At 60.9% G+C, this 12750-nt stretch carries 15 protein-coding genes; 6 read left to right on the top strand and 9 right to left on the bottom strand.

Going from position 1 to position 12750, the window contains the following annotated elements; genetic code table 11:
* Positions 1-25: 25 nt before the first annotated feature.
* The 4 genes from cysE to rnc all read left to right on the top strand — a co-directional run bounded on the left by cysE (position 26) and on the right by rnc (position 4055).
* Positions 26-763 (top strand): serine O-acetyltransferase, encoded by a 738-nt coding sequence (cysE, locus tag VGL70_01960; GenBank protein ID HEY3302281.1) that lies wholly within the window; start codon positions 26-28, stop codon positions 761-763.
* An 82-nt stretch (positions 764-845) separates the two neighbouring features.
* Complete coding sequence (mnmA, locus tag VGL70_01965; GenBank protein ID HEY3302282.1) at positions 846-1913, top strand: tRNA 2-thiouridine(34) synthase MnmA; 1068 nt, start codon at positions 846-848, stop codon at positions 1911-1913.
* A gap of 75 nt (positions 1914-1988) precedes the next feature.
* On the top strand, positions 1989-3290 hold the full coding sequence (mtaB, locus tag VGL70_01970) for a tRNA (N(6)-L-threonylcarbamoyladenosine(37)-C(2))-methylthiotransferase MtaB (GenBank protein ID HEY3302283.1): 1302 nt from the start codon (positions 1989-1991) through the stop codon (positions 3288-3290).
* A gap of 72 nt (positions 3291-3362) precedes the next feature.
* A complete protein-coding gene (rnc, locus tag VGL70_01975; protein HEY3302284.1) occupies positions 3363-4055 on the top strand; it encodes a ribonuclease III in 693 nt (230 codons plus the stop codon).
* A 30-nt stretch (positions 4056-4085) separates the two neighbouring features.
* Here the strand turns inward: rnc and VGL70_01980 are convergent, their stop codons facing one another.
* Both VGL70_01980 and VGL70_01985 read right to left on the bottom strand, forming a co-directional pair.
* Entirely contained in the window at positions 4086-4388 is a 303-nt protein-coding gene (locus VGL70_01980; protein ID HEY3302285.1) for a hypothetical protein, read from the bottom strand.
* Positions 4389-4464: 76 nt separating this feature from the next.
* The gene (locus VGL70_01985) at positions 4465-4881 is read right to left on the bottom strand and encodes a hypothetical protein (GenBank protein ID HEY3302286.1); all 417 of its coding nucleotides are present in this window, start codon (positions 4879-4881) and stop codon (positions 4465-4467) included.
* A 302-nt stretch (positions 4882-5183) separates the two neighbouring features.
* Here VGL70_01985 and VGL70_01990 point away from each other — a divergent pair, with 302 nt between their 5' ends.
* Positions 5184-5699: a hypothetical protein gene (locus VGL70_01990; protein HEY3302287.1), complete on the top strand. Its 516-nt coding sequence runs from the start codon at positions 5184-5186 to the stop codon at positions 5697-5699.
* Positions 5700-5703: 4 nt separating this feature from the next.
* On the top strand, positions 5704-6204 hold the full coding sequence (locus VGL70_01995) for a hypothetical protein (GenBank protein ID HEY3302288.1): 501 nt from the start codon (positions 5704-5706) through the stop codon (positions 6202-6204).
* A 66-nt stretch (positions 6205-6270) separates the two neighbouring features.
* Here the strand turns inward: VGL70_01995 and VGL70_02000 are convergent, their stop codons facing one another.
* From VGL70_02000 to VGL70_02030, 7 genes are all read right to left on the bottom strand, one after another.
* Positions 6271-7635 carry a sigma-54 dependent transcriptional regulator gene (locus VGL70_02000; protein HEY3302289.1) on the bottom strand — a complete coding sequence of 455 codons (1365 nt, stop codon included), beginning with the start codon at positions 7633-7635 and terminating at the stop codon, positions 6271-6273.
* A gap of 3 nt (positions 7636-7638) precedes the next feature.
* The gene (locus tag VGL70_02005; GenBank protein ID HEY3302290.1) at positions 7639-9384 is read right to left on the bottom strand and encodes an ATP-binding protein; all 1746 of its coding nucleotides are present in this window, start codon (positions 9382-9384) and stop codon (positions 7639-7641) included.
* 50 nt (positions 9385-9434) lie between these two features.
* A complete protein-coding gene (locus VGL70_02010) occupies positions 9435-9806 on the bottom strand; it encodes a hypothetical protein (protein ID HEY3302291.1) in 372 nt (123 codons plus the stop codon).
* A gap of 257 nt (positions 9807-10063) precedes the next feature.
* Positions 10064-10435, bottom strand: coding sequence for a hypothetical protein (locus VGL70_02015; protein ID HEY3302292.1), 372 nt, complete (start codon positions 10433-10435; stop codon positions 10064-10066).
* A 174-nt stretch (positions 10436-10609) separates the two neighbouring features.
* Complete coding sequence (locus VGL70_02020) at positions 10610-11290, bottom strand: ABC transporter ATP-binding protein (protein HEY3302293.1); 681 nt, start codon at positions 11288-11290, stop codon at positions 10610-10612.
* Positions 11290-12486 carry an ABC transporter permease gene (locus VGL70_02025; GenBank protein HEY3302294.1) on the bottom strand — a complete coding sequence of 399 codons (1197 nt, stop codon included), beginning with the start codon at positions 12484-12486 and terminating at the stop codon, positions 11290-11292. Before VGL70_02025 ends, VGL70_02020 begins: the two co-directional genes overlap by 1 nt.
* On the bottom strand, positions 12483-12750 hold a 268-nt coding region (locus VGL70_02030), incomplete at its 5' end, for a hypothetical protein (protein HEY3302295.1). The genes VGL70_02025 and VGL70_02030, both read right to left, overlap by 4 nt.

Here is a 12750-nt window from a genome sequence, read left to right on the forward strand (position 1 = left end):
CACGCCTCGTGCCTCACGCCTTTTTATGTGGCGCACGCTTAAAGAAGACATCCAGGTCGTTTTTCAGCGCGATCCGGCGGCGCGCAATCTCGGGGAAGTCCTTTTCACCTATCCCGGCTTTCACGCGCTTTTCTTCTATCGCATGTCTCACGCGCTCTGGTCGCGGGGGCTCAAGGCCCTGGGACGCCTGGTGAGCAACATCGGCCGCTCCTACACGGGAATCGAAATCCATCCGGGCGCGAAGATCGGCCGGCGCTTCTTCATCGATCACGGCATGGGCGTCGTCATCGGCGAAACGACCGATATCGGCGACGACGTGACGATCTACCAGGGCGTGACGCTCGGCGGCACGAGCCTCAGGAAAGAAAAGAGACATCCCACGGTCGAGGATTGGGTGGTCATCGGCGTCGGCGCGACGATTCTCGGGCCGGTGACGATCGGCCGCAGCAGCAGGGTAGGGGCGGGATCGGTCGTCATCAACAGCGTCCCTCCCAACTCGACGGTGGTTGGCATTCCCGGCAGGGTGGTCGGCGGCGAGGGGGTGCAGCGCGACGCGGCGCACATGATCGATCTGGAGCATCATCGGCTGCCCGACCCGGTGGCCAAGGCGATCGGCGCGCTGGTCGATTACGTCCAGAAGCTCGAGAAGCGGGTCAACGAGCTGAGCGCGCGCCAGGGCGGGCTCGAAGAAAAGCAGGCGGTGGACAACGAGGTCCTGCGCAAGGTCAAAGAGCTGCTGAAAATACAGGAAGCGGAAAGATAGGCGAGAGGCGCGAGGCTTGAGGCGTGAGACAAGGCAAAAATCTCATGCCGGTAACTCTCATCTCATGCCTTCTTCATGTGCCATGAGCAACAGAAAGAAAAAAGTGGTGGTGGCGATGAGCGGCGGTGTGGACAGCTCCGTCACGGCGGGCTTGCTCCTCGAGCAGGGTTACGACGTCGAGGGAGTCTCGCTGCGTTTGTGGGAAGAAGAGCGTCAGCGGCGCAGTTGCTCGGATCATCACGGCGCCGCCGACGTCGCGGCGCAGCTCGGAATTCTCCACACGCTGATCGACGCGCGCTCCCGCTTCGCACAGTCGGTCGTGCGGCCGTTTGTCACAGATTATCTTGAAGGACGCACGCCTAATCCTTGCGTCGCCTGCAACCGGGATTTCAAGCTCGGTGTTCTGCTCGATTGGGCTAAGGGGCGGGGCGCCGACTACGTTGCAACCGGACACTACGCCCGCCTAAGCCGCGACCCGGCGACCGGACGGACCTCGCTTCTTCGCGGCGCGGACTGCAACAAAGACCAGTCGTATTTTCTCTTCGCGCTTTCTCAGGAGCAACTGTCGAGCACGCTCTTTCCTCTCGGCGACTTGCGCAAGAGCGAGGTGCGCGGCGTCGCCCGCCGTCTCGCCCTCTCGGTCGCGGAGCGGCCGGAAAGCCAGGATGTTTGTTTCGGCGACTATCGAAGCTTCGTCGAGTCTCTGGCGCACCCGGAAGAAATTCACGGCGGAAAGATCGTCGACCGTTCCGGAAAAGTGTTGGGACGTCACAAAGGACTACACCGCCTGACCATCGGCCAGCGGAAAGGATTGGGGATTTCTTCTCCGCGTCCGCTCTACGTTACGGAGATCGACGAGGCGACTCGGCGCGTGGTTGTCGGCGGAAAAGAGGAATTGAACTGTCTCGGGCTCGTCGCGCATTCTCTCAACTGGATCGAGCCGCCGGACGGCGATGAGTTCACGGCCGAGGTCCAGGTGCGCTATCGCTCGCCTGCGATTCCCTGCCGCATCCGCATCCGCGAAGATGGAGCCTGCGAGGCGCGTTTCGAGGAAGCCTTTCCCTCCGTCACGCCCGGCCAGGCGGCGGTGTTTTATCGGGGAGAAAGGGTGCTGGGCGGCGGATGGATCACGCGGGCAATTCAAGGATGAAAGCGGAAGGCTGAAAGATGAAGTGAATCCTATTACGGAATTCATCCTTCATCCCTCGTCCTTCATACTTCAATCATGCGAATCGCCATCACGACCCTCGGCTGCAAGATCAATCAATACGACTCCGCGGTGATTCAATCCCGCCTGGAAGAGGCGCGTCACTCGTTCGTTCCGTTCGAGGAGGCGGCGGATTTTTACATCGTCAACGCCTGCACCGTGACCGACCGCGCGGACTGGGAAGCGCGCCAGCTCGTTCGGAAGGCCAAACGGCGGAGCCCGGCGGCGCGCGTGCTCGTGACCGGTTGCTACGCGCAGGTGAAACCGCAGGAGGTCGCCGAGGTCCCCGGCGTGGATTTCGTCGTCGGGCTGAATCGTCTGGGCGATCTGCTGCGCTTCGTCGATCATGCGGAGCCACTGGCCGATGCCGAAAGAGTCGCCGTGGGCGAAGTGAAAAGGGAGCGCGGCGTTCCGGTGCTGGGCGCGCGAGCCCTGCCCGGTCACACCCGGGCATTCTTGAAAATTCAGGAGGGATGCAACTACTCCTGCACTTATTGCATCATACCGACCGCGCGCGGCCTGAGTCGCAGCGTTCCGCCTGAAGACATCATACGCGAGATTCGCGCGCTCGCGGAGCGCGGCTTCGTCGAGATCGTGCTCACGGGAATTCACCTTGGCGGCTACGGCCACGATCTTGATCCCAAGATGGACCTGACTGCGCTGCTGGAGATCATCCTCGAAAAAAGTCCGATCCGCCGCCTTCGGCTTAGCTCGCTCGACCCGCGCGAGGTTCCAGAGCGGCTGCTAGGGCTCATGGCGCAGTCGAAAATCCTCTGTCCCCACCTTCACGTCTGCGCGCAGGCGGGCGACGACCGCATCTTGAAGCAGATGCGCCGTAATTATGACACGGCGTACTACCGCGACATTGTCGCCAAGGCGCGCGCGCTGCTGCCCGACGCCGCCTTGGGGAGCGATATCATCGTCGGTTTTCCCGCTGAGACCGACGAGAGCTTCGAGCGCCAGTTGGAATTTTTCGACTCGCTTCCGTTGACCTACTTTCACGTCTTTCCCTACTCGATCCGCTCCGCCACGGTGGCGGCTTCGCTTCCCGACCATCTTCCGAACGCTGTCAAAAAAGAGCGCGCGAGAAGAATGCGAGAGCTGGGGACACGCAAGAAGAGGGAATTCTATCATCGTTTTCTCGGCCGGCGGGTTTCGGTGCTCGTCGAGGGCGACTCGAACGTTGCGGGTGCTCGCCGCGGCTACAGCAGAAACTATCTGCCGGTCTCCGTGCGTGGCGACGCGCGGGTGAATGAAGAAGTGGAGGTCGCAATCGAAGAGCTGGAAAACGGATCGCTCGTCGGCCAAGCCATGAACTAAATTTTCGATTTTCGATTGCCGATTTTAGATTGAGAATCGAAAATCCAAAATCTAAAATTCTTCAGGTGCGTCGTGGATAACGATCTGCAATTATCCCTGCTGCAGAAGCAGTTGGGATACAGGTTCAAAGACTCAGCTCTCCTATTGCGTTGTCTAACTCACATCTCCTACGGCCGGGGCAAGGCAGACGGTCACAACGAGACGCTCGAATTTCTCGGCGACGCCGTGCTGGACCTCGCCGTGAGCGATCTCCTCATGCGCCGGTTTCCCGAAAAAAGCGAGGGTGACCTGTCGAAGATGCGGGCTTCGCTGGTGAACGCCGCTACTCTGGCGGAGAAGGCGACCGATCTCCGTCTCGGAGATTTGCTGCGCATGGGCAAGGGCGAGGAACGGAGCGGCGGCAGAAAAAAGAAGTCGATTCTCGCGGGCGCCTTCGAGGCGCTTCTCGGCGCGATTTATTGGGACGGCGGCTATGAGCCGGCGCGCAGCGTCGTCGAGCGGTATTTTGCGCCCGGCATCGAGGAGACCAAGCTGGGACAGCAGGATTACAAGACGCGACTCCAGGAAATCAGCCAGATGCTGTTCCACGAGCCGCCGGTTTACAAGCTCATAGGCGAGACCGGCCCCGATCACGAAAAGCGCTTCGTCACGGAGATCGCCGTCGGCGGCAAAGTGCTGGGCCGCGGCGAGGGCAGGAGTAAAAAACAGGCGGAGCAAGAGGCCGCCGGCAAAGCGCTCGAAGGGTTGCAGAAAACTTCTACTTAATCTCCGGGGGTGATCAAACCGTCCGCCAGCTCACGCTTCCCCGACTTCGTGAAGCATTTTTTCTTCCACCATCGGCCCTGCTCTCCGTTTCTTTCTCCGATCGAGCGCCAGGGCAAGCAGAGGGATAAGCAACGAGCCTCCGGGGAGCGAGAAGACGAGAAGCACGGGGACGGTCTGCGACAACGATTTGAGGTGAGCTTTGATCTCGGCTCTTTCTTCTTTGGTCCACCTCTCTCCCGTGTTGCGGCGCTTGGTGAGGAGTCGCATGAACCCCCTGATCTCCAGGGCTTCACGGAGGATCGCCGCTCTCAATCTATAAAAAAGTCGGTTCATCGCGGATAAGACGCTCGTCAGTGCCCGTGTTCTCCGGACCGATTCATAAGATAGTCCTCCCGGAAAAATCTTTGCGCTAAAGTTTTCTCGCTTCGAGCTTTCCGTCGTAGCCGAAATGATTGACGAGGATGTGGCTCATCTGGCAGCCGTGACGCATCTCTTCGCGCATGACGCGAAGCAGGCACTGATGGTCATGAGCGCTGGGCGCGGTGTCGAGCAGGTTCCGCTGTTGCTCCGAGGAAGCGAACTCGGTGTCGCCCTGATAGACGATCAGATGGAGCAGGGCGTCGCGCATGTCCTGCGTTGGGACCTGCAAGATGTTGTCCCATTTTCTCCCGCCGGCGAATTCGCCGAACTCGATCTCGGGGTGGGTCCCGCCGTCATAAAGCGCGTCGAACTTGAAATCTTTGACGAGCGAGCCGTCGAAGCCGATGTCCTTTTGCCATTTGCGGAACAGGTCGGTCCAGTCGTCGAAGGTTGCAAGTTTGCCCATGAAGCGCCTCCTTGTTGTTTTGGCCGCGAGATAGAGCAGCTTCCATGCCAGGCATTTCTCTAGGATTTCTTGACTAAATCGGAAAGACCAAGGTGGGCGCTTCTTAAAACTGAGAAAAAAGCGGTCCGCCGTTCCTACTTCTCGGACTTCCCAAAGAGGCCGGGGTCGTTTGAGCCGCTGATTTCCTCGCTTTTTTCCTGGCACGTCCATTGCTCAAAGGTATTTCCGAGAGCGAAAATATTCCGTTCGCATGAGAATGGAATCGGACGATGACGAAGGCGAATCAAGAAAGGAGAGAGACCATGGAAGGCATTCCAGAATTATATGCCATCTACGGCGAGAAGGCGTTAGGGACCGAGCCGCCGGCGATCTCGGAAGTCGAGCGCTTGACCAACGAGTTCGAGGCGCACGAAAGCGAGGAGGGGAAGTTTCTCGCGCAATACAAAGACGTGGCCGGCAAGACCAAAAACGGGATGATCAAATTCCTCCTTCAGATGATCATCTCCGACGAGGAAAAGCACCAGGCGGTCACCCGCGCGATGGCCTCCACTCTCAAGGGAGATCTCAACTGGACCCATCCCGACGACGCCCTTCGCGGGCTCTACAACCCGGTCGAGGAAAAAGACCAGCTACTCCGGCTCACCGAGGATTTCATCCGGGTCGAGAAGCAGGGGATCAAGGAGTACAGGGAGCTGATCAAATCGAGCCGGGGTTATTATCGCGATCTCTTTGTCTTGCTCTTGGAGTCCATGGTCCACGACTCGGAGAAGCACATCAAGATCCTCGAATTTCTGCGCGAGAGGTTGAGGGAAGCGTAAGCGCATGATTCGTGAGGATTTCGATCCGCTGGCGGGATTTTCCGAGATCGAGCGGCTCGTCTCCAAGATCTATCTGCGATTCTCCCATCTCTTTTTCGACCGGCCCGCGCTGAGGGAATTCTGGTGGGAGATGGGCCTCGAGGAGGAGCAGCATGCGTCGATTCTGCTCGCTTGCAAGGCGTTGATCGATAATTACGAGGACGAGGAGCTGGATCCCTCCGTCACTCAGGAGAAGGCGAGCGAGCTAAAAGAAAAGCTCTCCACTTTTCTGCGCCAGGGCACGCCGTCGCTGACGGTCGAGGAAGCCTTCCAGATCGCCGTGGAGATTGAGACCTCGGAGATCGACGTCATTTACAGTAAGCTCTTGCAGCTCGGCGGACCGAAGATCGCCCAGACGATGCAGAATCTCGGCGTGCCGGCGAGCGTCCAGCGGCAAAAGCTAAAGGCCGCGCTCCGGCGCTACAGCAGCGATGCAAAACTGCTCGCGGAAGCCGAGCGGCTTTGACGCCCCCATTCCACTTTTTCAATCAAGAGCCGGCAATCTTTCCGTCCCTTGAGGCATGCGGGAATTTCAGGGGGAATCCGCATTGCTGAGTCCGTATTTTTTTAGCTTGTAGCGGAGCGCGCGTTCGCTCAAGCCGAGCATTTCCGCCGCTCGGGTCTGAACGCCGCCGGCCCGGACGAGCGCCCCCCGGATCATCCGCCGCTCCACTCCTTCCACCGCCGCCGGGAGGCTCGCCTGCCCGCTCTCCGCTTCCTCGAGCCCTTGCGTGCTTAGCGGCAGGTCGGCTTCTCCGATCACATCGTCTCTCGTGAGCACCACCGCTCTCTCGATAATATTCTCGAGCTCGCGGACGTTCCCCGGATAGTCATAGCGTAGAAGCGCTTCGCGCGCCTCGCTCGTGAGACCGCGAATGGCCTTGCGGTTCTTCTCGGCAAAGACGCGGAGAAAATGATCCATCAGCAACGGCAGATCTTCCCGCCGTTCCCTCAAAGGAGGGAGAACGACGGTGACGACGTTCAGCCGGTAGTAGAGATCCTCGCGGAATTGACCCGCCTTGACGAGCGCCTCGAGATTTCGATGCGTTGCGGCGATAATTCGCACGTCGACCCGGATCGGCTTGCTGGAGCCCAGCCGCTCGAACTCTCTCTCTTGAAGAACCCGAAGGAGTTTTGCTTGAAGCGGTAACGAAAGATCGCCGATCTCGTCGAGAAAAAGCGTGCCGCCGTCGGCCGACTCGAAGCGCCCTTTGCGCGCGGCCACCGCTCCCGTAAACGCGCCCTTCTCGTGGCCGAACAGCTCCGACTCCAGCAGCGTCTCCGGCAGAGCCGCGCAGTTCACCCGGATCAGCGGCGCCGATGCGCGCGGGCCGGCATAGTGAATGGCCTTGGCGATGAGTTCCTTTCCCGTGCCGCTCTCGCCGCGAATCAAAACCGTTGCCTCGCTCGGCGCTACCCGCCGCACCAGAGAGAGAACCTCGATCATCCTGCCGCTTTCGCCGATGATTCCCTCGATCCGGTGGCTTCTCTCCAACGCCTCACGGAGGTCGCGGTTTTCCGAGAGCAGGCGGCGGCGTTCTTTGACCTGAGCGATCCGGTACAGCAGCTCGTCCAGATTGACCGGCTTGGTGACGTAATCCACCGCGCCGGCTTTGATCGCCGCGACCGCGGTCTCGACGGTCCCATAGGCCGTGATCACGATGGCCGACGCTTCGGGATTGACGGCGCGGAGCGCCTTCACGAGTTCCAAACCCGACATGTCGGGCATTCTTTGGTCCGTCAAAACCAGGTCGATGGGCTCGGCGCGAAATATCTCCAGGGCCTTCTTCGCGCTGGCGGCAAGGACCGTGGCGAAGCCCTGCTTTTTGAGAAAGCCTTCGATAAGCTCAAGTTGGGTCGGCTCGTCATCGACCACGAGAATTTGAAAAGGGTCCACCGTTTACCTCTGAGCATTCCCGAGAGGAAGGGAAACCTGGAACCGGCTGCCGCGGCCGACTTCGCTCTCGGCGGTCAATTTTCCACCGTGCGCTTCCACGATCCTCCGGGCGATGACGAGACCCAGGCCGGAACCTCTGGTCTTCGTGGTAAAGTAGGGCTCGAAAATCCGTGGAAGGACTTCTTTCGGAATGCCGGCTCCGTTATCCGTAACTGCGAGAATCAAATCTCCGCGCGCTTCCTTCGCCTCTAGTGTCAACCGGCCTCCGTCGGGCATGGCCTGGACGCCGTTGAGAACAAGGTTCAGCAGGACCTGTTTGAAATAATTTCGGTCCACTCTCGCGCTCGGGAGATCGGAAGACGCGACGACGTCGATTTTTACCTTCGCCGATTCGGCGTCGCTTTCGGCTAGCGCGGCCAGATCCTGAAGCAGCGCGTCGAGCCGCACGTCTTCAGGCTTGAGCTCCAGAGGACGCGCGAGCGAAAGGAATTCCTCGACGATCGAGTTCAACCGCGCCACCTCGCCGCGCATCAGCTCTATGAAGCGGGCGTACTCCCCCTCGTCCTCGGTCGGGTGGAACTCCCCTTTGAGGCGCTGAAGACCCATCGAGACGGAATTCAGAGGGTTTCTGATCTCGTGCGCGACCGTCGCCGCCAGGTCGCCCAAGGCCGAGAGATGTTCCCGGCGCGCCACCTCGGCCTGCAGCGCGCTTATTTCCCGCATGTGAGAGTGTTGGTTATAAAAAATCACCGCCATCCCCAGAATCCCCACGGTAAGAATAGCCAAGCCTAGAACGAGAATCGATCTCAGGCTGTTGCGCCACGCCTGCTCCACCGGAGCCAGGGAGAGTCCGATCTTCAGGAAGCCGAGCGTCGAGCCGTTCAAGCGAATCGGCTTGACGATCTCATAGTCGCGCTTTCCGCCCTCGAATTCGACGATGCGACTGAGCTCCCGGCCGTCGGAGCCGGCTTGCAAGACGAACGGGTCGGTTTCCTTTTGATCCAAGAAAGCCCGGTCCGTATGCGCGACGACTTTGAGATCGCCGTCGAGGAGCGCGACGTAGTCGATATCCGACTGGCGTCCCAGCTCCTCGATCTGCCGCTGAACTCCGATCTCGTTTTTGAAGTTGAGAATATAGCCGGCGTCGGCGTGGACGGCGATTACGCCCGGAAAACTCCGCGCGCCGACGGCGACGCCGAAGACGCTCCCTTCCCAAAACTTTTTCTCCTTCAGCCGCGGCGGAAGCTCCTCGGAGTTTTCTTTTCGCTGCATGGGAAGCGGCCAATGTCTTCCCCACATGAACATTCTGAACGGCGGCGTGGGAGGAAAGTTTCCCTCGCCGCGTTGCGCAAACATCCGCTCCCTCATCTCCGCGGGCGTCTTGGGTGGCAGCGGCGGCTGCCAGGGCCGCCCCTGATCGTCCAGAAGCTCCACCTTCTGAAGGCGGTTCATCGAGCTCAGGTTTTTGAGAAAGTCCTGATCCACTGCGCCGGAGCTGAGAAGCTGGTCGATGAGCCGCGCGTTGTCCAGCAGCCGCTGGCCGATCTGCTCTTCGAGGAGCGAATTTCCCAGGATCGCGTTCCTGGCGCCGGTTTCTATGGCCTCGGCAAGCGCCGCGCCCTTGGCCTCGGTCTGGCGCATGAGCTCGCCGCGGAGCCGCCGGCTCTCAGAGAAGGCGTAGGCGGAGACCAGAGCAAGAAGAAGAACGGCCGAGGCGAGGAAGTAGCGGGGTAGGAAAATTTTCTTCATGACCGGCGAACATTGTAGAAGCGGCGGTTTATTCGGCCGCCTTTGGCTCTTCAGTGCATATGCTCGACGGCGTGGCGTCCGTGATCGGAGAGCTGGGCGTCGAACCAGCGATGGATCGCCGCGACGAGTTTCGGATCTTTCGCTTGATAACGAATCTCCGCGCCGTCGGGCAAAGCCGCGTAACGCACGGCGATTTTCGCCGCGCCCGCTTTCAACTCGGTCAAGCCCGGCATGTCCGCGCCGTGAATTTTGGCCGGGTCGGAAAAGTCTCCTTTGCGAAACCTCACCGCCTCTTCTTTCAGGTGGGCCTGTATCAAGGCGATCTGCTTTTTATTCGATGGGTCCTTCACGACTACTTTCTGCAAGCCGCCGTCATCGAGTGTCTGAAACACGTGCATCGTTTGTTCGAGATCGAACGGCATTACCTGCGCGCCTCGCCCGGCGACTTCATCTTGGCGAGTTTGAGCCGGTAACATTGCCGTCTTGTAAAAAACAGTCGTCCCTAGCGCGAGAAGAAGCGGGACAAGCAAAATAGTTTTTTGCGCTCTCGTGGAATCTGTGCCGTTGAGTTTCATAGAATCCGTCTCTATTTCTATCTCCCTTTACTGGACGATGCAAAACGACCCCCGAGCGATGTTTGCGCCGGGGGTCGCCGCATTTACGCGGTGACGCTATTTAGCTACGTCCCGCGCGGACCGCCGAACGGCATCACGCCGCCGAAGGGGTTGATGTGGATCGTCCGCAGCTCGCCGCCGGCGTTCTTCAGCTCGACCACGTACATCGTGTGACGCATCCCGGTCGATGGAAGAACCCGCTCGACCTTGAAGCCCGCCAGGTTTTTGTCGGCATATTGCTGCGCCAACTCCCTGGCCTTCTCGTCGGTGATCTGCGTCTCGGTTGCGCCAAAGCCTTGTCCGCCCATCATGCCGTGGCCCATCGGTCCCGTGCCGGGGCCGTGAGGACCGCGCCATTGAGCCGTGGCCACCGTTGCCACAGCCAACAGAGCCGCTACGGTCGCGACGGTTATCAACGCTCCTAAAAATTTCTTCATGGCCTATTCCTCCTTTCCTTGGAAATCGTTCTGCCATCTAAGAGAGCAACGCGTGTGCCAGAGGCTTCTTGGACGGAAAGAACCGATTCGCAAGGGTTTCGCCGGCCGCTCCGAATAGCAGGGAAGGGCGAATCGACCAAATCGTCGAACTGTTCGACCACGACGTCGAATTTTTCAGGCATCGGCAATCCGCCCGTCGATCATGTGGTAGACGCGATCGAAGCCTTCGAGCATTCTTTCGTCGTGCGTGACGACGATGACCGCGGCGCGCTGGAGGCGGCCCAGTTGCCGCAGCAGATCCATCACGGCTTTTCCGCGCTCGGTATCGAGCGCGGCGGTCGGCTCGTCGGCCAGAATCACCGCGGGATCGTTGATCACGGCGCGGGCGACGGCGACGCGCTGCTGCTCTCCGCCCGAGAGCGTGGCCGGATAAATCTCGGCGCGGTGGCCGAGATCGAGGCGGTCGAGCAGTTCTCGCGCGCGCCCCATCGCGTCGCGCCGCGAGACGCCGTTCAAGGTCGGCACGAGCGCCACGTTTTCCACCGTGGTCAAAAAGGGAATGAGATTGTAGGCCTGAAAAATAATCCCCATGCGCCGGCGCCGGAGCCGGCGATCGTCGGTCAGCACGCTCACGCCGTCAAAGACCAATTCGTCGTCGATCGCGATGCGTCCGGCCGTCGGCGGATCGATCAGCGACAACGCTCGGAGCAAGGTCGTCTTCCCCGAGCCGCTCGGCCCCATCAGCGCCACGATCTCTCCCGGCTCGACGGAGACGCGCGCGTCCTGGAGCGCGACGACCCGGCTCTCTCCCTGGCCGAAAATCTTGGTGACGTTTTCCGCCGTGACCGCGGGCATCAGGCGCCTCCTCCCATCGCCGTCGTCGGATCGACGGCGAGCGCGCGGCGGATGCCGACGATGCTCGCGAGCACGCAGATGGCGGCGACGATGCCGAACAGCGCGACCTGATCGCCGGCCGCGATCGCCACGCGGCGCGGGAAGTATTCGTAGGTCGCCTCGATCAGCAGCACGCCGAAGCCGTAGCCCAGAAGCCCCAGGCCGAGCGCTTCCTGCAGGATCAGGCTGCCGATTTTCGAATTCGGCGCGCCGATGATTTTGAGCGTGGCGATGTCGCGGGTCTTCTCCATCGTCATCGTATAGAGGATGAGCGCGATGATCACCGTCGAGACCGTGAGCAGGATAATTCTGAACAGGAGGATCTGCTGGCGCGTGCGCGCGATGATGCCGCCGGCCAGCACGTCTTCCTGCTCGGCCGTGGTCAACGCGCGGTAGTGGTTCCAGCGCTCGATCCGTTTGACGACTTCATTCGGCTCGGCCCAAGGCTCCAGGCGCACCAGAATTGCGTTTGCCAGATTCGTGTTACGGACGATCGGGGCGAGCGACGAAGGAGGGAGAGCGGCGAGCGCCGGGTCCGCTTTCAAATCGGCCGCGAGGCGCGCCTGCTCGTTGCGCACCGTTTCGTTGGCTTTGAGAAACTGGATCTCCTGCGCGTCGCTGAGCGAAACATACGCCGTCGAGTCGCCGAACGTGGAAACGATGCCGTCGGTCAGACCGACCACGGTGAACGTCAAGCGTCCGATCCGGAGTAGGGCGCCGATGGGAACCCCGGCCTTCCGGTCCAGCACCATCTCGTAGCGGCCCGCCGCGATCGGGCGGCCGGCGCCGACCGCGGGCGGCGCCCCGATGTGCCCGGGCTTGTAGCCGATGATCTGCGCGCGGATCGATGCGTCGCCGTAGTCGAGCTGAATCGTCTGAAAGGCGATCGGGCCGGCGTCGCCGACGCCCGGCACGGCGCGGATCACGCGGTAAAGATCGTCCGGGATGCGCGAGGACTCGGCGATCGGACCGTTGGTGTCCTTCTGCACCACCCAGAGATCGGCGCCCGGCGCGCGCACGATGCTGAGCGCGTCTTCGACGAGGCCGCGGTAAATTCCGCCCATCGCCATGACGGTGGCGAGCAAAAGCCCGAGACCCAAAGCTGTCAGGAGATATCGGCCGAAACGGTATTTGACGTCGCGAACGGCGAGATTCACGGCCGCTCTTTTTCCGCCGCCAGTGCGCCGTTGGCCCGAGACGCAGTGGCGACGCGGCGGCCCTCGTTTTTCAACTCGGCGAGTCTCCCCGGCGCGATGACCACATGATCGCCAACGGACAAGCCTTCGACGACTTCGATCCAGCCGGCGGGATCGACCGCGCCGAGGCGCGCGCGCCGAAAACGCATGCGGCCGTCCACGACCGTCCAGGCTCCCGCGCCGTTCGGCGATTGTACGACCGCGGCCAGCGGCAACGCGGTGGCT

The organism is Candidatus Binatia bacterium (assembly GCA_036504975.1).
GTDB lineage: Bacteria > Desulfobacterota > Binatia > UBA9968 > UBA9968 > JAJPJQ01.